General features: G+C 65.5%; 18 protein-coding genes. 11 read left to right on the top strand and 7 right to left on the bottom strand.

Features of this window, described 5'->3' with window-relative positions; genetic code table 11:
* The coding region (locus tag ACFCU0_RS16135) for a hypothetical protein (RefSeq protein WP_434974713.1) at nt 1-289 on the top strand (289 nt) is incomplete at its 5' end.
* Between the two features lie 72 nt (nt 290-361).
* On the opposite strand, the gene ACFCU0_RS16130 is transcribed toward ACFCU0_RS16135, so the two are convergent.
* The 5 genes from ACFCU0_RS16130 to ACFCU0_RS16110 form a co-directional block, all read right to left on the bottom strand.
* The gene (locus ACFCU0_RS16130) at nt 362-1168 is read right to left on the bottom strand and encodes a LytR/AlgR family response regulator transcription factor (RefSeq protein WP_434974712.1); all 807 of its coding nucleotides are present in this window, start codon (nt 1166-1168) and stop codon (nt 362-364) included.
* Nucleotides 1169-1182: 14 nt separating this feature from the next.
* Nucleotides 1183-2376, bottom strand: a complete 1194-nt coding sequence (locus tag ACFCU0_RS16125) for a sensor histidine kinase (protein WP_434974711.1) — start codon at nt 2374-2376, stop codon at nt 1183-1185.
* A 70-nt stretch (nt 2377-2446) separates the two neighbouring features.
* On the bottom strand, nt 2447-3928 hold the full coding sequence (locus ACFCU0_RS16120; RefSeq protein WP_434974710.1) for a serine hydrolase: 1482 nt from the start codon (nt 3926-3928) through the stop codon (nt 2447-2449).
* A gap of 289 nt (nt 3929-4217) precedes the next feature.
* Nucleotides 4218-4370 (bottom strand): hypothetical protein, encoded by a 153-nt coding sequence (locus ACFCU0_RS16115; RefSeq protein ID WP_434974709.1) that lies wholly within the window; start codon nt 4368-4370, stop codon nt 4218-4220.
* Between the two features lie 49 nt (nt 4371-4419).
* Complete coding sequence (locus ACFCU0_RS16110; protein WP_434974708.1) at nt 4420-4884, bottom strand: nuclear transport factor 2 family protein; 465 nt, start codon at nt 4882-4884, stop codon at nt 4420-4422.
* Between the two features lie 256 nt (nt 4885-5140).
* Here ACFCU0_RS16110 and ACFCU0_RS16105 point away from each other — a divergent pair, with 256 nt between their 5' ends.
* From ACFCU0_RS16105 to ACFCU0_RS16060, 10 genes are all read left to right on the top strand, one after another.
* Nucleotides 5141-6247 carry an IS256 family transposase gene (locus tag ACFCU0_RS16105; RefSeq protein ID WP_434974707.1) on the top strand — a complete coding sequence of 369 codons (1107 nt, stop codon included), beginning with the start codon at nt 5141-5143 and terminating at the stop codon, nt 6245-6247.
* Nucleotides 6248-6529: 282 nt separating this feature from the next.
* Nucleotides 6530-6973 (top strand): nuclear transport factor 2 family protein, encoded by a 444-nt coding sequence (locus tag ACFCU0_RS16100; protein ID WP_434974706.1) that lies wholly within the window; start codon nt 6530-6532, stop codon nt 6971-6973.
* Between the two features lie 133 nt (nt 6974-7106).
* On the top strand, nt 7107-8699 hold the full coding sequence (locus tag ACFCU0_RS16095) for an SUMF1/EgtB/PvdO family nonheme iron enzyme (protein ID WP_434974705.1): 1593 nt from the start codon (nt 7107-7109) through the stop codon (nt 8697-8699).
* A 222-nt stretch (nt 8700-8921) separates the two neighbouring features.
* Complete coding sequence (locus ACFCU0_RS16090) at nt 8922-9845, top strand: hypothetical protein (protein ID WP_434974704.1); 924 nt, start codon at nt 8922-8924, stop codon at nt 9843-9845.
* A gap of 32 nt (nt 9846-9877) precedes the next feature.
* Nucleotides 9878-11947 carry a hypothetical protein gene (locus ACFCU0_RS16085; protein ID WP_434974703.1) on the top strand — a complete coding sequence of 690 codons (2070 nt, stop codon included), beginning with the start codon at nt 9878-9880 and terminating at the stop codon, nt 11945-11947.
* A 205-nt stretch (nt 11948-12152) separates the two neighbouring features.
* Nucleotides 12153-13211 (top strand): WD40 repeat domain-containing protein, encoded by a 1059-nt coding sequence (locus tag ACFCU0_RS16080; RefSeq protein ID WP_434974702.1) that lies wholly within the window; start codon nt 12153-12155, stop codon nt 13209-13211.
* Between the two features lie 26 nt (nt 13212-13237).
* Nucleotides 13238-13807, top strand: coding sequence for a toxin-antitoxin system YwqK family antitoxin (locus ACFCU0_RS16075; RefSeq protein ID WP_434974701.1), 570 nt, complete (start codon nt 13238-13240; stop codon nt 13805-13807).
* A gap of 73 nt (nt 13808-13880) precedes the next feature.
* Complete coding sequence (locus tag ACFCU0_RS16070; protein ID WP_434974700.1) at nt 13881-14738, top strand: hypothetical protein; 858 nt, start codon at nt 13881-13883, stop codon at nt 14736-14738.
* A 103-nt stretch (nt 14739-14841) separates the two neighbouring features.
* The gene (locus ACFCU0_RS16065; RefSeq protein ID WP_434974699.1) at nt 14842-16002 is read left to right on the top strand and encodes a sensor histidine kinase; all 1161 of its coding nucleotides are present in this window, start codon (nt 14842-14844) and stop codon (nt 16000-16002) included.
* Nucleotides 15999-16829 carry a LytR/AlgR family response regulator transcription factor gene (locus ACFCU0_RS16060; protein ID WP_434974698.1) on the top strand — a complete coding sequence of 277 codons (831 nt, stop codon included), beginning with the start codon at nt 15999-16001 and terminating at the stop codon, nt 16827-16829. The genes ACFCU0_RS16065 and ACFCU0_RS16060 overlap by 4 nt, the downstream gene beginning before the upstream one ends.
* Before the next feature lie 176 nt (nt 16830-17005).
* On the opposite strand, the gene ACFCU0_RS16055 is transcribed toward ACFCU0_RS16060, so the two are convergent.
* Together ACFCU0_RS16055 and ACFCU0_RS16050 are read right to left on the bottom strand one after the other, a co-directional pair.
* Nucleotides 17006-18079: a serine hydrolase domain-containing protein gene (locus ACFCU0_RS16055; protein WP_434974697.1), complete on the bottom strand. Its 1074-nt coding sequence runs from the start codon at nt 18077-18079 to the stop codon at nt 17006-17008.
* A gap of 45 nt (nt 18080-18124) precedes the next feature.
* On the bottom strand, nt 18125-19202 hold a 1078-nt coding region (locus ACFCU0_RS16050; RefSeq protein ID WP_434974696.1), incomplete at its 5' end, for a serine hydrolase.

The following is a 19202-nucleotide window of genomic DNA, read 5'->3' as shown; positions in this document are numbered from 1 at the left end:
CCCCACCGGCGGCGGCCCCGAGACGAAGGTCCTCGACGATCTCTCCACCGTCGACTGGGGCAACTGGACCATCACCGCCGAGGGGCTCTACTACATTCGTCGCACCGACGACGGGCCGCAGGTGTCCTTCCGTCGTTTTGGAACCGACGACACGGAAACCATCGCGTCCACCCCCAGCATCGCCAGCCCGAGCCTGGAGGTCTCGCCCGACGGGACGCGTCTCCTCTACGCCCGCATCGAGGGGACCAACAGCGACCTGATGATCGCGAAGCAGTCGGAGCACCCATGACCCGCCTTCGACAGGTCCGCCACGGAAGGGCGCCTTTCTCCGGGGCGAGGCGGGACTACAGCCGGTCGGAGGTCAGAAGCTGGTTCCGATGGCCTCTTCAAACGCGTCCCGATATGAACGACTCAGCTTGAGGCGGAGACCGCCCTCAAGGCACACGTGGTAGGCCCCGTGCCGATCCGTGTCGAGCGCTCGCACCCGGTCGAGATTTATGATCGTGGAGCGGTGGATGCGCTGAAAGCCGTGGGGTACGAGGCGCTCCTCGATGGCCGCCATTGTCTCGCGGTGCAGGTGCGTGTCGTCGCCCACGTGGAGCTCCACGTAGTCGCCGGCTCCCTCCACGTAGTCGATCTCGTCGGGCCGCACCATGATGACCCGCCCCCGCGTCCGGACCGCGATCCAGTCGCGGGAGGCGGCCGCATCGGAGTCGGAGGGGGCCGGGGCGTCGGACGCCGAAGGGTCGTCGAGCGTGTCCAGCAGACCACGCAGCGTCGGTCCCAGCTCGGCGAACTGCTGCTGTCGGATCTGCTTGCGGGCCTGCTCGACCGCACTGGCGAGCCGGTCTACGTCCACCGGCTTCAGCAGATAGTCCACGGCCCGCTCCTCGAAGGCGCGGACCGCGTACTCGTCGTAGGCGGTGACGAAGATGAAGACGGGCCGCTCGCTCGGGGCCAGTTCGTCGAGCATCTCGAAGCCGTCCAGCCCCGGCATCTGGACATCCAGGAAGAGAAGGTCGGGCGGGTCGGCCCGGAGGGCATCAAGGGCGGCCCGGGCCCGACCAAAGGAGCCGTCTACCTCCACCGCATCAAGGTCGTCCAGACGAAGCTCCAGCCCTTCGCGGGCCAGGGGCTCGTCGTCAATGACAAACGCGCGAAGCGACATGGGAACGCGAACAGTCAGCGGGAATCCAGTTGGGTCGCCGCCCCTTCCGACGGAGCGAAGGCGGGATCGTGTCCGTTCTCGTCGCCGGCCTCGATCGGGAGTTCCACCACGACACGGACGCCCCCCTCCTCCCCCGCCATCACACGGAATGCGTGGTCGGTGCCGTACGCCGCCTGCAGCCGATCCCGCGTCATGGCGAGGCCCAGGCCGTCCTTGTCCGACGGGGCGTCCTGCCGGCCGTTCGTGCCCACATCGTCGGACAGGCCCACCCCATCGTCCTCGACCACGAGGCGCAGCCGCCGCCCCACGCGAGTCGCCTCGATCCGGAGCGTCCCGGCCCGCTCCAGGGGCGCGATGCCGTGGCGCACGGCGTTCTCCACGAGGGGCTGTAGGATGAGGTGCGGCACCTCGGCGCGCCTCACCTCCTCGTCCACCTGGGTCTCGACAGAGAGCCGGTCGCTGAAGCGGACGCGCTCGATGCTCAGGTAGGCATCCGCAAAGGCGAGTTCGCGAGCGAGGGGCACGGTTTGGGCGTCCCGTTCCTCCAGCGCCATGCGCAGGAAGGTACTGAGGCGATCCAGCATGGCCGTGGCCCGCTCGGTGTCCTGCTTCAGGACGAGCGTGGAGATGGCGTTGATGGTGTTGAAGAGGAAGTGGGGGTGGAGCTGCATCTTCAGCGCCTTAAAGCGGGCCGCCTGCAGCTGCGCTTCCAGCCGGGAGGCCTCCAGCTTTTGGGTCCGTGCCTCCCGGGCGTAGCGGAAGGCCTGGTGCCCCCCGACGATGAGGCCAAATACGAACAAGTTGACGAACACCCACTCGGAGCCGAGGAGACCAATCGTGAAGCGGCTCCACGCCACGTTGGGCGGGCTGGGCGCGGCCTGGAGGGTCCAGTACGCAAAGAATCCCAGGTGGACGGCGGTAACCGCGATCCCCGTGAAGACGTACACCGGCAGCGCACGTAGCCACGTGCCGCGCCCCAGCGGAACGTGACGCCCCAGCCACACGATGCCCGGCGTGGCCAGAATCCACGGGCCCCAGGTGGGCACGGTGTAGACGAGCAGCTCGGCCAGCGTGCGGTCGGCGTTCGGGCTCTGGAAGGCGTACATCTGCACGGCGCAGATCACCCCAAGCAGCAGCCCGACGGCGACCAAGCCCCCCGTCCAGACGAGCGACGCGGGCCGGCTGGAATGGGAATTCGTTGCGGTCATAGCGGGTGCAAGCACTGGAGGAAAGACGGCAAACGAACACGGCGGACGCCCCGTGCAGGATCCGACGGAGCTACGGTGTTCGCGTCGCCGATAGCCATTCGCGGTCGCCCCCGAGATAGATCGTGACGGACGAGGCTGGGCCAGACGCCCCTTCTTCAAACTGAAGCTCCGCGTCAATCGCAGTCGCATAGAAGCGCGCCTCCAACCGCGGCACCAGTCGCAGATCGTTTCCAATGATCGGCAGGGAGGCCACGAGGCGATCATCTGCGTACCGCACCACCACTCGCTGCCCCGAATCGTTCCGATAGGTGCCCACGTATCGGCGCAGCACCTCGGGGATCAGGCGGATCGACGGTTTCTCTTTCGGCGCCCATCTCGATCCCGGCCACTCGTACGTCGCGGCGATGGCCCGCATGATCTCGCGGGTGAGCACGCCACCGCCAAAGCCATTGGTGAGCACGACCGCCCCGTCGCCCGTGGCCGGATGCATAATCATCTCGCACCGGTAGCCCCGATTGCCGCCCGTGTGGCTCACCCGCAACGAGTCCTCGTCCCCGTTGATCGTGAGCCCAAGGCCATAGCCGTTTTGCACGGGCGTCATCATCAACCGGGCCGTCTCCCGCGACAGCAGATCCGAATTGCCCTGATACGCTCGATGAAGTTCAATGGTAAACCGGGCGAGGTCCGGCGCGGTGGTCCAGAGGCCCGCGGCCGCTTTTTCTGGATACGTGTGCCACCGCCCCGTAACCACGGCCCCACTATCGGTGTGGGCGGCGGCCGCCCGGGACGTAAGCGAGTCGGGCAGCGGCTGGCGAAAGGTGCTCCGTTCCATGCCGAGCGGCCCCAGGACGAGTCGGTCCATCAGCGGGGCGAAGGCCTCGCCGGTCGCGTCGATCATCAGCCGCTGGGCGACGGTGTAGCCACCCCCCGCGTAGCGCATGGTGCGGCCCGGCACGGTGTCCACCCGGATTGGGGCCGTGTTGGCGGGCGAGGCGCCATCGAGGACCTGTACCAGGGAGGGCACCGGCTCGTCCGCCGCGTACCCCGGAAAGCCCGACACCGTCATCCCGGCCGTGTGCGAAAGGAGGCCGCGCAGCGTGACACTTGAGTCGCGGGTGTACTCGTTCTGCGGAACCGTCCACGAGGTGAGCTGCCGGTTGACCGGCGCGTCGAGCGCGAGCACGCCGTCCTCCATCAGGCGAAGGGCCGCAAACGCCGCCGCCGGCTTGCTGATGGAGGCGGCCTGGAACCGGGTCTGCGCCGCGACCGAGTCGGCCTGTCCGGCCCGCGTCACCCCGTAGCCCTGCGCCCACACCAGTTCGCCGTTCTCGATGACAGCGATGCTCACCCCGGGTACGTTCCAGCGCGCCATGCGGTCGGCAAGCGGCATCGTCGGGAGGGACTCGCCCTGCACCATAACGGCGGGTCGCAGCCCTTCCTCCACTTGGCGCCTCTGGTCGGCCGACGGCTCCGAGGGGGACTGGCACGCGACGAGGAACAGCCCCCAGAGGGCGGGGAGGAGAATGTGGGCAGTCGAGGAAAAACGAAGCATGACGGCCGGAATGAAAGCAAAAAAATACGGCAGGGATACACGGCGGATGGGTCAAGGGCGGAGCCGGACTCCGCACAGTTACAGCCCCAAAGAGCCCCCGCGGGCGCTACCAAACCTGATGGGAAGGTAATGATTGGGTCCGGATTGCCCAATCCCTCGTTCTCGTCCCTGCCTACCGCTCCCTCGCAAGAAGGCGACGAACCACGTCGAGCACCGAATCCTGATTTTCAAGATACGCATCTCCGGAAAGCGCCACCGGCACGTCCGGCGCGATGCCGAGACGCCCGTCCTACGGAACGGAGTGCTGCCAGTAGACGGTCGACAGGCCCGCCGTGAGCCCGCTGTACGGGAGCTCCACCGCAGACTCGTTGCCGTGCGTTTTGGGCTTCCCGCCGGTCGGCTCGCCCACGAATCTGGCGTCGGTGAGGCGGTCGAGGTCCATGGCGGACATGCGTTTGGGCGCCGATTGGATAAGAGACAGAGGCAAACCTTCAGCGCGAGGCCGTGGGTTGCTGGCGCAGTTCCCAGAGCACGTTGACGATTTTCCACTCGCCCTGCCACTTCGCCACCTGCAGGTAATCGACCCACCGCTGCGCATCGATCCGCACGCTTGCGGCGTCCTTGTAGATGTCCAGAATTCGAACCTCGGCACGCCGCTGGTCGTCGGGCGTGGGCGAACGCTGGCGGGTTCCCGTTATGAGCGCTCGGGCGTCCTGTCGGTTGAGGGAGTCGGCACCGGTCTTGGGGTGGGTGTAGACCATGCGCTTCTTCAGGGCCGGGTGCACAGCACGCTCCATCCGCTCGGCGTCGGCCGTGTAGTAGCCCTCAATGTAGTCGCGGGCGGCCTGTCGGACGGCCGCCGAATCGGCCTGCGTCTGGGCAACAGCAGTTGGCGTGAGGAGGAGCCCGCTCAAGAGAATCATCGACGCGAGAAGGAAGGGGCGACGGTTGGACATGGTCGAAACAGTTGATGCAGAGAACGGCGAGATCGTCTTGCGAAGCCCCAACGCCCCGCCTTTCCGAAGGATCGGGTCCATTCGACGGATCACAGCGCCGTGCGATGGACACCCGAGCCGTGCGGTCCGTCGAGACTCCAACAGATTTTGTGTATGAGGGTAGGGGCGGTCTCCTCACCTAGCCAGGATATCTCATGACGACACCGAAGAAGACGTCTTCCACCGACCCCACGGCGCCTCTCCGCTGGAGGAGCACTTGCGCCGCATCGCCAAGGAGACCGCCGGCCGATCCCTCGCGGAGAGGCTCGCCGACGGAGCGCCGCTGGCGGACCTGATCGGCCGTTTCGTCGAGATTGCGGTTCCCCGGGACCGCCAGGGCACGTTTGACGCGCAGATCGTGCCCAAGCACCGATCGGTGACCGCCGACGTGGAGGCGCGCGTGGTGGCGATGTACGCCCAAGGCATGACTACGCGGGAGATCCAGCGCCACGTCACCGAACTCTACCATTTCGAGGCTTCCGAGATGCTCGTCTCCCGCCTGGTCGAGCGCCTCGAACCGGAGCTTGCCGCCTGGCGCAGCCGCGAGCTGGAAGCGGTCTACCCGATCGTCTTTATCGACGCGGTGCATAGCAAGGTGCGCCACAGCACGGGCGCGCAGCGCGGCGTGCGCTCCACGGCACTCTACACGGTAAGCGCCTACAACGAGGCCGGCCAACACGTGGTGCTGGGCGTCTACGCCGGCAAAGAAGGCGAGCAGGCGGCCGAGTCGGCCTCGGTCTGGCACCAGGTGCTGCTCGACCTCGAAGATCGCGGGATCCAGGACCTGCTTGTTGTCACCTCCGACGGCCTGAGCGGCTTGGAGCCTGCGCTTCAGGCGGTGTTTCCGGAGGCGACGCACCTGCCCTGCGTGGTCCACCTGATGCGGCAGGCGCTGCGCCCGGTGCCGTATGCGCGGAAGCGGGTCGTCGCCCGGGAACTGAAGGCGATCTATCAGGCGCCGACTCCCGAGGCGGCTGAACGCGCCCTTCAAACCGCCGAAGACACCTTCGGCGCAGCGGTCGTCCAGGGCTTTCGGGCCGCGTGGCCGCGCCTGGCCCAGCTGTGGCGCTTCGGCGCGCCCCTGCGGCGGCTCGTCTACACCACCAATCCGATCGAAGGGATTCACCGACAACGGCGCAACGTGACCAAAAACCGAAGCGTGTTGCCGAGTGTCGATAGCGCGCTGCGCCTGGCCACGCTCGTGCTCCGCGACATTGACCGACGGAACCGCTCGAAGGGCACCCGTCCAGACTGGACCCGCATCGTCAGCGAACTGCATCTGGTCTTTCCGAACCGATTGCCCCGCGATTGGGGCCGTCGCTAATTCCCTCACCGGAGGCCACCTGTGCCTCATTCCACAAAATTCGTTGCCCCCCCTACGAAACACCCCCACGGATTATTCTAGGTGTGCCAACCGTCCGTCGCCGAAAAACCGAGGCGCCCCCTCGGCCCCCGTTGCCCTCCACCATCAAGTCCGACCCCCTACTCCCACCCTCGGCTCGTCGCACGACCGTCTCGCCTCGTCGATCTCCAGTTGCGTTCAGCGACAGACCACATAGATTGAACCGTGCACACTCGACGCCCCCTCCACCCAGCCTCCATTCACATGCGTCGCCTCGTCGGCCTCCTCCTCACCCTTACCGTTCTCGCCCCCACTGCCGCCCTCGCCCAGTCCGCCGCCGACCGTGCCGGCGTGCGCCAGGCCGCCACGAACTACGTCGATGCCCTCTACCGGGTCGACTCGATGCGCATCGTCCGCAGCGTGCACCCCGAGCTCGTCAAGTACGGCTACGACGCCCGCGACGGCGCGTACCGCGGCACGCCGATGAATTTCACGGAGCTCAAGCAGCTCGCCGCAACCTGGAACAAAGATCAGAAGCGCGTGGACCCGGACACGGCGACGAAGGAGGTCGTCGTGCTCGACGTACTCGACAAAACGGCCAGCGCCAAGATCGTGGCGCACTGGGGGATCGACTACATGCACCTCGCAAAGGTCGACGGCACGTGGATGATTCGTCAGATCCTCTGGCAGAGCCATCCCGCCGAGTAGTCAACCGACGGTGCTTTCTCCGTGTCTTCAACCGGGCGGCTGTCGGACCGCCGGACGTACGGCCTTTTCTCGCTACGCCCTCCTTCCCATGCCGATGTCTTCGCACTCCCCTTCGCACGACTCCTCGCCCTCCATGCGCGCTCTTTCCCGACCTGTGCCTATCGCTCTCTTTTGCACTGCCTGTCTTCTTGTTATTCTCGCAGGGGTCTGGGGACCCTCCGCCGCTGCTGCAGAACTTCGCGTCTCGGATGGCACCGTCGTTGTTGAAGACAGCACCGCCTTCGTCGAGTTCGACGTGTCGTGGCGGCTCTCATGGCGGAACGAGACAAATTGGGATGCCGCATGGCTCACCGTCAAGGCGCCGATCGGGCGCGGCGGTATTCCCCTGAAACTTGCCCCGCAAGGGCATCGCATGGTCGACACCCGAACGCCCGAGCAGCCGGGGGCCGCCTTCCGCGTGAGCCCTGACAGCCTCGGGACATTCGTATACCGCGAGACACCAACCGAGGGGCGTGGCACCAACGACTGGACGCTGCGCCTTCAACTGGTCCTCCCGTCCCGCGTCCAGCCCTCCGATCTGCCGACGTCCCTGCTCGTGCACGGTGTCGAGATGGTCTACGTCCCGGAAGGCCCGTTTGCCGTAGGCGACCCGCAGCGCCCGAAGGAAGCGCCGGTGAATGCCTTCTTTCAACAAACCGTCGATCCCACCGAGGCCCCGCCGTACCGAATTACCTCCAGCGAGGCCATTCCTGTGTGCGACGGTCCCGGATCGCTATGCTACCCGCGGCTTGACAATCCGTACGACAGCCTCCGCGTGGGCGACTTTCAAGGCCCGGTTCCGGCGTCCTACCCGAAGGGATATGACGCATTTTACCTCATGAAATACAAGGTTACGCAAGGGCAATACGCCGAATTCTTGTCCAGCCTTTCGGGAAATCAGGAGGCTGAGCGCGCAATCATGGGCGCCGCGAAGTATCGATACAACCGGGGAGCCATCCAAGCCGTGAGCGATCGGTATGTCGCCGGTCGTCCCGACCGGGCGTGCAACTATCTCTCGTGGGCCGATGCTGCCGCCTACGCCGACTGGGCCGCGCTGCGCCCGATGACCGAGTTGGAATACGAGAAAGCCGCGCGCGGCCCGACTGCTCCCGTTGCCGGCGAATTTGCCTGGGGCTCCACGCGCATTGCCCACGGCGACACGCTCTTTGCCGCCGACTCGACGATTGCCCAAACAGAGAACGGCACTGAGTTCGTGCGTGGCAACGCGCACTACACGCCTGCCGGCGTTAAATGGGAGGGTGGTTACAACCGCACCTTTACCGGCGGCGATGAAGGGCGCGGTCCGCTCCGCGTAGACATCTTTGAAACCCATGCGTACCGGACCGATGGCGCGAACCTGCCTGGTGGGTCTCTTCGCGAGGCCGGCGGGGCCGGATACTACGGCGCGCTGGGATTGAGCGGTGGCCCCTTCGATCGGGTCGTCACCGTGGGGGACACCACCGGACGGGCCTTCCGGGGCACTCACGGCGATGGACGCTTGAACTATCCGGCGTCGGCCAGCAATGGCGACTGGCCCTCAATGAACGGCGACGGACTCGGCCTGCGCGGCGGCACCTCTACCGACGGCCCCAATGAAATCCACACGGCCGTTCGAAACTGGGGCGACTACAACGCGCATTACCGCTCCCCAGGCATGAGTTTTCGCGCTGCTCGTACAGCCCCGTAGATAGAACTGGGTTTTCCCACGGCACTACCCTTCATCAGCACGTCCAGCCCCAATGCTTCAACGTCTGCTTCCCGGCTCGTCGCATGTCTGTCTCGTCTCGTCGACAACCGGTTGCGCCCCACAACAGAATGCTTACGATTGGACGGTGCTCTCTCCGTGCCTTCAGCCGGGCGGCCGGCAGACCGCCGGACGTACGGCCTTTTCTCGCTACGCCCTCCTCCCATGCCGATGTTAAATCGTACGCTTCTGTCGCTACTTCTCCTGCTTTGGGCCGCCCCGCTCGCCCTCCACGCCCAGTCCCCGACGGATCTCTCCGCGCTGAGCGACGAGTTCAACGACCCGACCGCGCTGTCCGAATGGACCCGGCTCGCCGAGGCGGAGGGCTGGACGGACAAGCTGAAAACCCTCGACGTGGACGCACCCGCGCCGGGCGCCCTCTACCTAGAGCCCTACCCGTCGGTCTGGTTCTATGATTACACCGCCCCGCTCCTCTTTAAAACGGTCGAAGGAAACTTCGTAGTCACCACCCGGATCGACGTATCCGGAGCCGACGGCACCATGCCGTCCACGACCTACTCGCTGGCCGGACTCATGGCCCGCCGCCCCCGCCCCGACGCCCCGTTCACAGCCGACTCGGCCTGGGCCAAGGACCGCGAGAACTACGTTTTCCTCGTCACCGGCACCACCGGCGAGCCGGGCGTACCCAAGATCGAAACGAAGAGCGCCGTCCGCAGCCAGCCGATCGTGAAGCACTATCCGCGTGAGACGAGCGGTTGGATCGAGCTGCGCCTCGTCCGCCTCAACCAGACCGTGATCGCCCTCTACCGCCGCCCCGAGGCCGACTGGCAGATCCACGAGCGCTTCTACCGCCCCGACCTTCCGTCCACGCTCCAGGTCGGCCTCATGGCCTACGGCGACTACGCCACCGTCCGTGAGCAGACGTGGTACGACCCGTGGGCCTACAACACGTCGGTCCTCCGCAACGCCGACGCGGACATGCAGGTCACGGCCGATTACGTCCGCTTCCGGCGCCCCCAACTCTCCGACGAGGCGACCACCTTCGTCTCCGAGCGCAATCTACACTGGGACGACTACCGAATCTCGAACGAGAAACTGGTGGCCCTCTGCCCCTTCCTTCTCGACTAGCGCGCTGCTCTTTCCCGTCTCCGTTTCTCCCCATGCCCACCGCCGCTCCGCACTTCCTCTCCGTTCTCGCATCGCTCCTCCTGCTCGTGCTGCCCGCCCACGGCCAGGACGGCGAGTTGCCGTTCGCCCCCGACTCGATCTACCACCGCTACGCCTCCACGAGCGAACAAATGCTGGGCGGACAGGCCATCCCCACACGCCTCTCCGCGGCGGAGTGGCGCGCCGACCTCGATACTCTCGCGGCGGCGATCCGACGCCGAATTCCCTACGCCGACGCCGCAACGGGCCCTCGCCACCTCACCCAGCGGCTCGACTCGCTGAAACGGGCCGTCGGCGGTCAAACCCGCGACCAGCGCATCCTGTCGGTCCTCCGCCTCGCGAACTTGTCCGCAGCCGGAACGGGGCACACCGGCGTCCGCATCGGCCAACGCGCGATTGGGTGGCGGGCCCTCCCTCTCTGGCCGTACACGTTCGCCGACGGGGTCTACATCATGTCCGCGGCCAACCCCGACCTGATCGGGCAGGAACTCCTCGCCATCGGCGGTACCCCTATCGACTCGGTGTACGCCGCCGTCGCCCCGTACGTCAGCGCCGACAACCGAACGCATCGGCGCCATCAGCCCGTGCTCTTCCGGTACGCCAACCCCCTCAAGGCCCTCGGCATCGTCGAAACCATCGACTCCATCGCGGTCCGCGTCCGTCCCCCGAACGGCCCCGCCCGAACCGTTCACGTCTCCTCCCTGCGCCCGGACTCCCCCGCGTACGTCCGGTTTGTCACCTCGCCAGACACCCGTCCCGTGGTGCCCCCCGAGCGCACCTGGTCCCCGGCCTCGGTCCTGCAAAAATTCGACCCGACCGACAACGTCCGGCCCTATAAGATCTCGTACGACGACGCCACGGACTTGCTCGTGCTCGAACTGAACGCCGTCCTCAACGAGTCGGACATCGGGGTCAGCGACCTCTCGTTCGCCGACCTCGCAGACAGCCTTCGGACGATCGTCGATACGCGCCCACTCGACAAGATGGTGATTGACCTCCGGACCAACAGCGGCGGCAACGCGACGCTCATCGAGCCGCTCGTGGATCTCCTTAGCACCCACCCAAAGATCGACCGGCGGGGCACGCTCTATACCCTCATCGCCCCGACCACATACTCGGCGGCCGGCCTTCTCGCGATGGAGCTGGAGCGGCGCACCAAGACCCTCTTCGCGGGCGGGCCGAGCGGCTTTGCCCCCAACATCTGGGGGGAGACCGCACCCGCCCTGCTCCCCAACTCGAAGATCACCGTGAACCTGTCGTATGCCTACTATGAGGGCGGCCTGCCGGGCGACCCGCGCACGCACCTGACCGCGGATCTGCCCGTACCGCTGACGATGGAGCAGCACGCCGAGAACGTCGACGCGGCGATGATTGCCGTCAAACAGCACGACCCGCCGCCCCGCCCCACAACCTCCCTGTCGCCCGCGGACCGGCGGTGGTTCACCGGGACGTACCGGCTTTCTCCCATACACGTCGCCCACATCCGGAGCACCCAGACGGGCCTTCGGCTCCGAATTGACGCGGAGGGCCCGGAGCCCTTCCTGACATCGGACCTGCACCCGCTGTCGACGACCCGCCTCGCGACGGACATCCGCGACGCAGTTCTGGAGCGACGGCCGGGCGTGGAGGGGCTTCGCCTCGTGTGGAAAGACACGACCTACGCACTGTCCCCCGCCGACGCGGCGGCAAAAACGCCGCACCAGCACCTGCGGGCCGGTCATTTCGATCAAGGCGCCGCGGCCCTGCGCGCGGCCCGGGCGGCAGGCGTGAAGCTCGGCACCGACCTCGTGGAGTACCCCTTCACGTCTCGCGTGGCGGCCCTGCTCCAGCAGGACCAACCAGAGACGGCCCTCCGCTACGCGACGCTCGCGGTCGATTTCGTGCCGATGTCGTGGCGGGCCCAGGCCTATCTGGCCAACACCCAGAAGGCAGCCGGCTGCCCCGAAGCCGCCGTTCGTGCCTTTCGGCGGGTTCTGGCGCTCGACCCGACCCTTCCCCTGGCCGACGCGGTGCGGCAGGAAATCCGTGCGCTGGAGAAGCAACACAACAATGCGACACGGTGAGCATGTCTCTCCGCGACGAGGAGCTCTCCCTATATCCTCGGGGCTCGAAATCGCGTCGTCCGGTTCCGAAACGGCTTACCGCATAATCCGCACGCATCATCGATTCTTGCTTGCGGATCTGGTCCGGAGACAAGATGCTGCGTACGGCTTTCGGCGCCTTCTACCGTGCCTGGCCGTTACTCCTTCTACTCAACACGCTTCTCCCATGCCCCACCGACCTCTACGCCGCGTTCGCGCCCGGATCATCTTCGTTCTTCTTGCCCTCCTCCTCTCCACAACACTTGCCCTGCTGCCGGGCAGCCACGCCCAGTCGCCGGACGCCCGCGTGATTCGCGCCGACCTGGCCGTTTCCGACGACGGAGCCACCGTTGCCACCAGCACGGGCACCGGCACGCTCCTCCTGTGGAATGCCAGCACCTGGACGCTCATCCGCCAACACACCGCCGACGGCTCGCAGGTCTTCGGCTTCGACTTTACGTCCGACGGACGCTACGTCGCGTTTGGCACCAAAAATGGGCGCCTCGCTGTGCTGGACGTGTCTACCGGACGCATCGTCTTCGCGACGCAGGACCGCGACGGCAGCGTGAACGCGACCCGCTTCGGCCCCGACGACCGCCTCTTCGCCGCCGGGCAGGGGCGCTGGCTCACCAGCTACAACTGGCGCTCCGGGGATACCCTACAGCGATACGATCTCGGCCGCGAGGTCATGCCCGACGGTCGCCGCCTCGTCGTGGAGGATTTCGAGGTGGTGCCGGAGCGGGGCTGGCTCTTTATCGCCCGCTTCGACCAGCAGGCGCGACTTATGGACATTGCAAGCGGCGAGGTAGTCCAGACGTGGCGAAACAAGCGCCGACCACGCGACGGCGGGCGCAACGTGAAAGACGTAGAGGTGCTGCCCGACGGTCGTACCGGCTTTTTCGCGGGCGTGGGGGGCGACGTAGTAGCCGTGGATCTTTTGTCTGGCGCCCGCCTGGACTCGGTACGCGCCCACCCAGACTTCGTCTCCGACCTAGAGCTGAGCGCGAACGGGGATCTGCTCGCCGCGAACGACCTGGACGGCAACACGACGCTCATCAGCACCGACACGCGCTTCATCGTGCGGCGGTCCTCGCAGGACGGAAGCTTCCAGAGCGGACGGCTTCTGTTCGCCGCGGCGTTCCGCCCCGGCACCGACGAACTCATCACCGGCGGCATCCGGATGCCGATTGTCGTGTGGAACACGACGACCGGCGAGCGTCGACGCACAATTGCCTCTCTTCCATAACCTCTCTTCCCCCAACCCAAGCACCGATGAACATTTTCCCAAACACGGTTTCTTTCATCTTCCTAACCTGCTGGATCGGTGTAGTCCCCGTTCAAGCCCAGCCCACTGCTGCCGTTCTCTCTTCCGTTACGCCATCCCTCCCCGACACACTCCGGACCGACCAGATTAAAGAGGAAAACGGATTCACAGTCGTTCGGTCGACCGGAGCGCCCTTCACGGGAACCGTTGCCGACGGGTACGAGAGCTGGGCGAAGAAACTTCGGCGATCGGTAGTGGACGGACTTCCGGAGGGCCTGTGGATGGAGTGGTACGAGAACGGCGTGCCCCGCTACCAGGCGACGTGGCGGCGAGGCCGGGGCGAGGGCCTCTGGACGTACTACCACGAAAACGGCGAGATACGCGAGCGGGTGACGGTGACCGGCGACGTGTATGATGGGCTCGCAGAGGGGTGGCACGCTAGTGGCGCGAAGGCCTTCGAGGGCCACTACCGAAACGGAAACAAGGACGGGCGGTGGCGACGCTGGGACGAGCGCGGTCTCTTAGCGACCGTCAAGGTCTACCGCGACGGTACTGTACTGCACGTTGAGAAAGTGTAGCCGTTCATTCTCCTGCTCTGATGCGTCCAAGGTTCGACCCCATCCTCCGTTTACTCGATCCTTTCTTCCTTCCATGCGTCGCTGTCTCCTCTTCCCCGTCCTTCTGTTCTCTCTCGTCTCGTCTGGACTTCCGCCTCTCGCCGCCGCTCAAATCGACGGCAGCGTTGCCCGCGACACGACGTGGCAGGTGTTCGAAGCGGACGTCATTTCGCTACCCGACATTCGCGAGACCTCCCCGTCCGTCACGGCCGACGGGCAGACGATGGTCTTCGCCCGCACCAAGAACTGGAAAGACAAGGTGCCCTACGTCGCCACTCGCTCCGGCGATCGCTGGAACGTCCGGAAGGCCCCGTTCGCCGACACGCTGTACAACCTCGCGATTGCGCCGGACGGGCAGTCCGTCTTCTTCAAGAAGGACGAGATGCAGGACGGCGAAGAGGTCAGCCGCGCCTACCGCGTGAATCGGACCGAGGACGGATGGAGCACACCGCAGAATCTGCCGGCCCTCTTCAACACCAACGCGGGATACTTCTGCCCGATGGCCGACGGGACGCTTTACTTTTTCGGCCGCATCGGGGACCGGAACGGCATCTACCGCACCGAGCCGGACGGAAACGGAGGCTACACGGAACCGACGTGGGTGAGCGACGCCGTGAGCCCCGATAGCACCACTTCCTTCGACGTGCTCATGCACCCAGACGAAGATCGTCTCGTCATCACCCGCGCCGGCATACTGAATGACCGGGCGGATGACCTCAGTCCGCGCGGGTTCTACTTCTACCGGAAGACCGCGAAAGGATGGCAGGAGGACCGGCGTCTCGATCTACCGTATGGCTGGGGCGCCACCGTGCTGCCCGACGGAGGATTCCTCTTTGTCGATGCGGGTGACCTGCAGTGGGTGCCGCTCACCACGATCGGCATCGACTGGTGACACATTCGAAACAACTGGCCGAAACTTCCACCTGATGGAATCGGCCGGCCCCCTTAAAGCATACAATATTCTCACGTTATTGCCTCCCTAGACCCGCGACCGGATGTCGTTCTCCTCTCGCTCGTTTCCGTCGTTCTGGACGCTTCACCTCTGCGGGTGGGCGATCCTCGGCCTGTCGATGTGGGCCGGCGTGCTGAGCCACGTTGACGATTCGGGCCGCGCCTTTGTCGGAAAGATGACGTTCGCCGTCCTGGGAGGCACACTCACGCTTCTTCTGCGGCCCCTCTATCACCGTCTCCACAAGCGCGAGGTGTCGATCGTCCTCCTAATCGTCATAAGCGCTGTCTTCTCCTACGCCCTCAGCGTGGGTTGGACGATTCTCTATAAGGGAAGCGTCAATCTGCTCTGGGAGTGGGTCGACGGCGAGCCCCTCACAATTCCGGGCTTTTCCTACCTCATCAGCGGTGCGCTCTTCTACACGTTCATCCCTATGGCATGGAGCGTGCTCTACTTCGGAGTCAAGTACTACCAGGATGTCCAGGACGAGCGCGAGCGGGTTCTCGCGGCCGAGGGACTGGCACATCAGGCCCAGCTGCAGGCTCTCCGCTATCAGCTCAACCCCCACTTCCTCTTCAACACCCTCAACGCCATCTCTACACTTATCGTGGAGCGCCACAACCGCGAGGCCGAGCGTATGGTGGCGCGACTCAGTGACTTTCTCCGCGTGACTCTCGAAGCGGAGTCGACCGTGGAAGTGCCGCTCGCCGACGAACTCGACTTCGCCCGCCGATACCTCGACATCGAGAAAATTCGCTTCGGTGATCGGCTTATGATTCAGGAAGACGTGGAGCCGGCTACCCTCTCGGCTCTCGTACCACCGCTCCTGCTCCAGCCTCTCGTGGAGAACGCTGTGCGGCACGGCATCATGCCGCACGAGGAAGGCGGCACCCTGTTGTTCGAGGCGCGACAGGTGGGCGAGCGATTGCTCCTCCGCGTGGCCGACAACGGCCCCGGTCCGCCCAACGAGACCGATCGGGAGGGCACCGGCATCGGCCTCTCTAACACAAAAGCCCGTCTCGGTGCCCTGTATGGCGATGACTACGACCTACATCTGCAACGGGCCGACGGGGGCGGGTGCGTAGTTCGCATCGAGATGCCCTTTCGTCGCGCCGCCGACGCATCGCCCATCGTACCAGAGTCGGACGCGGCCGACCTCAATGTGCCCTTCCCTTCTACCGCCTCCGTCTCCACCTACGCCCCATGACGCCGCTCTCCGCAGTACGAACGCCCGCCCATCCAGTGACTGCCGACCGCACGCTTTCTGCCTGCATCGTGGACGACGAGGAACTGGCTCGCCGGGGGGTGCGCTCCCGCCTCTCGTCGCACGCTGACATCACGGTGACTGCCGAGTGCACCAGCGGTCGGGAGGCCGTTGAGGCCCTCCGCACAAAGGATCTCGACCTCGTCTTTCTTGACGTGCAGATGCCTGGGCTCGACGGGTTTGACGTGATCGAGGCCGTGGGTCCCGATGCCATGCCCGTCACCATCTTCGTCACCGCCTACGACGAGTATGCTCTCCGCGCCTTCGACGTGCACGCACTCGATTACCTCCTGAAACCCCTCGACGAGGAGCGCTTCGCCGAAGCCCTCGACCACGCCCGCTCCCGAATCGCGGAGCAGGCGGCCGGGGAGTTTGGCGAACGCCTCGCCGCACTCGTGTCGAAGACCGATCCGGAAGAGGCGGATGAAGGTCCCACCGACCGCTTCGTCGTCAAGTCCGGGGGACGCGTGACGTTCGTGAAGGCGGCGAACGTCCAATGGGTGGAGGCGGCGGGGGACTACGTGCAGCTTCACACTGACGAAAACAAGCACCTCCTCCGTAAGACGATGAAGGAGATGGAGGCGGCACTCGACCCCGATCAGTTCCTCCGCATCCACCGCTCGACGATCGTCAACGTCGACTACCTTCAGGAAATGCGGCCATATGGCTCCAACAACGAGTACACCGTTGTTCTAAAGGACGGTACCAGACGCAAGCTCAGCCGCACCTACCGCGGCGAGGTGGATGAATTCTTCGACGGGGCGCTCTGATCCAATCTCGGCGTGCGGTTCTGGTATCGTAAAACTTCATTGACTTGATGGGCGGCGGATGGAGTCTGCCCCATCCCGCCCAGCCCCCGCTCATCGTCGCAACGACTCAATTCCGGGGCTTGTAGTCGCCTACACAAATGAGTGCAGGAGAGCAGAACTTTCCCCTTTCCACTTTCCTACTCAAGATACAGCGCCGCGATCTCCGTCGTGGGGGTCACCACGTCGAAGCCAGCGCGGTTGGTGAGGAGGATCACCGTGAGATCGTCGTCCGGGTAGTGCATGAGCGCGGCCTTCCCCCCGCCCGAATGCCACACGCGCCGACGGCCGTCCTGCGTGTCCACCGTCCACCCAATGCCGTAGCCTTCGATGGCATCGATCGTCGACTCGTCGAACGGCACCGAGGTCCACATCTGCTCGCGACTCTCTTCCGCCAGCAGTTCTCCAGCGGAGAGGGCCTGAGCAAAGCGCGCCAGGTCCCCGGCCGTGCTGAACAGCCCCGCCGCCGTGGGGATGTAGTACTCGTACGCCTCCGCGAAGTCGAAGGCCTCGTACTCCTCGCGGTACGGCGTGGCGAGGCGGCTCGAATCGGGCGCCGGCTGCCCGACGAAGAACGTGCTTTCCATCCCGGCGGGTGCGAAGATCCGGTCCTGTGCGAAGGACTCCCACGATTGCCCCGACACCCGCTGGATGACGCGCCGCACAATCTCAAAGCCGGTCTGATTGTAGCGCCAGGTCGTCGTGGACGTGTCCTGGAGCGGCTTCTGTTGCACGGCCTGCCACGCCTCCGTCATCATAGCGCCTGCGACGAGGTCGCCGGTCTGCGGGTCGATGAGCGACGGCAGGCCCGAGGTGTGCGACATCGCCTGTCGGATCGTCACGCCGCGCCACGCGTCCGGGAGCTCGGGGAGGTGCATGTGCACCGAATCGTCGAGCGCCAGTTGCCTCTCCTCCACCATCATCATCACGGCGGTCCCGGCAAAAATTTTGGTGGCCGAGGCCAGTTGGAAGATCGTGGCGTCCGTCACCGGGCGCTCGCTCGCCCGATCGGCCACACCGGAGTTGAACTGCTGTACGACCTCGCCGTCCTGCACGACGGCGACCGACGCGCCGGGCACGTCACTCTCGCTCCTCGCCTGGTTGACGATCGACGCGATCACGTCGGCCCGCTCCTCAGACGTTTCCGGCGGCGAGCACGCCCCGACGAGCAAGGTGAGAAGGAGAAGGAGGGCAGTCGAGAAAAAACGAAGCATGATGGTCGGAATGAAAGCAGAAAAGCCGGAATACACGGTGGTAGGTCAGGGGCGGAGCTTTTCGAGCATCCGCCTGGCATTGTCGTTGTCGGGGTTGAGGTCGAGCGATTTCTCGTAGTTCCGAATGGCCTTTTCGCGCTCGCCAGCTCGCATGTAGGCCTCGCCCAGACTGTCATAGGCGTTCCACGCGTCGGGATGCACGTCCACGTTCCAGCGAAACACCTCGATGGCGTGGTGAACGTTCCGGTGCTCCAGCAAGCGGTATCCGAGCACGTAGAACTCGTTCTCGTCAACGTAAATCGCCTCGGGATTCGCCTTGATCTGGGCGCGCACCTGGGCGATGGCGGCCGTGGCGGTGGTATCGTGGAAGGCCGCCGCCGCGAGGGCCGTAGCAGACTCCTGACAGAAGCGGTCGAACGACACGCCGTAGTCGGCCTTCACCCAGGCGCAGTGTGCGCCACGGGTGACCATGAAGCCGTACGGGTCGGCGTTAGTGATCACGACGAGGCCGTTTCCGGTTTCAGGATCGATGTGAACGCGACTCATCCAGCCGAGATTCCAGCCGCTGTGGCCCCAGAGCTCCGTTCCGTCCGGTAGCGTCTCCGCTTCGTAGCTGACCCCAAATTTCCCCTGGTTCACCGTTAGCATCGAGTCAATCGTGCTGGGCGACAGCACGCTCCGTCCCCGCGGGGCCGACGGGCCGTCAACCGCCGCGGCGAGCCACTGCCCCAGGTCCCGGGCCGTCGTGTTCAAGTTTCCCCATGCGTCGCCCGTGAACCGGCGGATCGGGGCCGTGTCGCTCCACAGGTTGTGGGGGGTTGCGGCATGCTGCCGGATGGTGTCCGGCCAGCCGAACGCGCTTCGGTGCATGCCGAGAGGGACGAGCACCGCCTCACGCATGTACGTCGGGAACGCCTGTCCGGTCACGTCTTCAATCATCACCTCGAGCACGCCGAATGCAGCGCCGGAATAGCCAAGCTTCGATCCAGGCGCGCGAACAACGTGGATCTTGTGCAGCATGCCGCTGCCGGGAGGCGGCAAGGCGTCGCCCTTCAGGGCCGCGACGAGATCGGGCACGTCATTTCCTGGGAGGTATCCTGGGTGAGAGCCGCGAACTAGGCCC

The organism is Longibacter sp., assembly GCF_051155795.1.
GTDB lineage: Bacteria > Bacteroidota > Rhodothermia > Rhodothermales > Salinibacteraceae > Longibacter.
The sequence above is the reverse complement of the archived record's forward strand: the minus strand, read 5'-3'. Positions and strand labels throughout refer to the sequence as shown.

Excerpts from the sequence above, each read along its gene's own strand:
- ACFCU0_RS16070 (WP_434974700.1), top strand. The coding sequence starts at position 13,881 with ATGCGTCGCTGTCTCCTCTTCCCCGTCCTTCTGTTCTCTCTCGTCTCG.
- ACFCU0_RS16055 (WP_434974697.1), bottom strand. The coding sequence starts at position 18,079 with ATGCTTCGTTTTTTCTCGACTGCCCTCCTTCTCCTTCTCACCTTGCTC.
- ACFCU0_RS16100 (WP_434974706.1), top strand. The coding sequence starts at position 6,530 with ATGCGTCGCCTCGTCGGCCTCCTCCTCACCCTTACCGTTCTCGCCCCC.
- ACFCU0_RS16120 (WP_434974710.1), bottom strand. The coding sequence starts at position 3,928 with ATGCTTCGTTTTTCCTCGACTGCCCACATTCTCCTCCCCGCCCTCTGG.
- ACFCU0_RS16085 (WP_434974703.1), top strand. The coding sequence starts at position 9,878 with ATGCCCACCGCCGCTCCGCACTTCCTCTCCGTTCTCGCATCGCTCCTC.
- ACFCU0_RS16110 (WP_434974708.1), bottom strand. The coding sequence starts at position 4,884 with ATGTCCAACCGTCGCCCCTTCCTTCTCGCGTCGATGATTCTCTTGAGC.
- ACFCU0_RS16060 (WP_434974698.1), top strand. The coding sequence starts at position 15,999 with ATGACGCCGCTCTCCGCAGTACGAACGCCCGCCCATCCAGTGACTGCC.
- ACFCU0_RS16115 (WP_434974709.1), bottom strand. The coding sequence starts at position 4,370 with ATGGACCTCGACCGCCTCACCGACGCCAGATTCGTGGGCGAGCCGACC.
- ACFCU0_RS16065 (WP_434974699.1), top strand. The coding sequence starts at position 14,842 with ATGTCGTTCTCCTCTCGCTCGTTTCCGTCGTTCTGGACGCTTCACCTC.
- ACFCU0_RS16075 (WP_434974701.1), top strand. The coding sequence starts at position 13,238 with ATGAACATTTTCCCAAACACGGTTTCTTTCATCTTCCTAACCTGCTGG.
- ACFCU0_RS16130 (WP_434974712.1), bottom strand. The coding sequence starts at position 1,168 with ATGTCGCTTCGCGCGTTTGTCATTGACGACGAGCCCCTGGCCCGCGAA.
- ACFCU0_RS16125 (WP_434974711.1), bottom strand. The coding sequence starts at position 2,376 with ATGACCGCAACGAATTCCCATTCCAGCCGGCCCGCGTCGCTCGTCTGG.
- ACFCU0_RS16080 (WP_434974702.1), top strand. The coding sequence starts at position 12,153 with ATGCCCCACCGACCTCTACGCCGCGTTCGCGCCCGGATCATCTTCGTT.
- ACFCU0_RS16095 (WP_434974705.1), top strand. The coding sequence starts at position 7,107 with ATGCGCGCTCTTTCCCGACCTGTGCCTATCGCTCTCTTTTGCACTGCC.
- ACFCU0_RS16090 (WP_434974704.1), top strand. The coding sequence starts at position 8,922 with ATGCCGATGTTAAATCGTACGCTTCTGTCGCTACTTCTCCTGCTTTGG.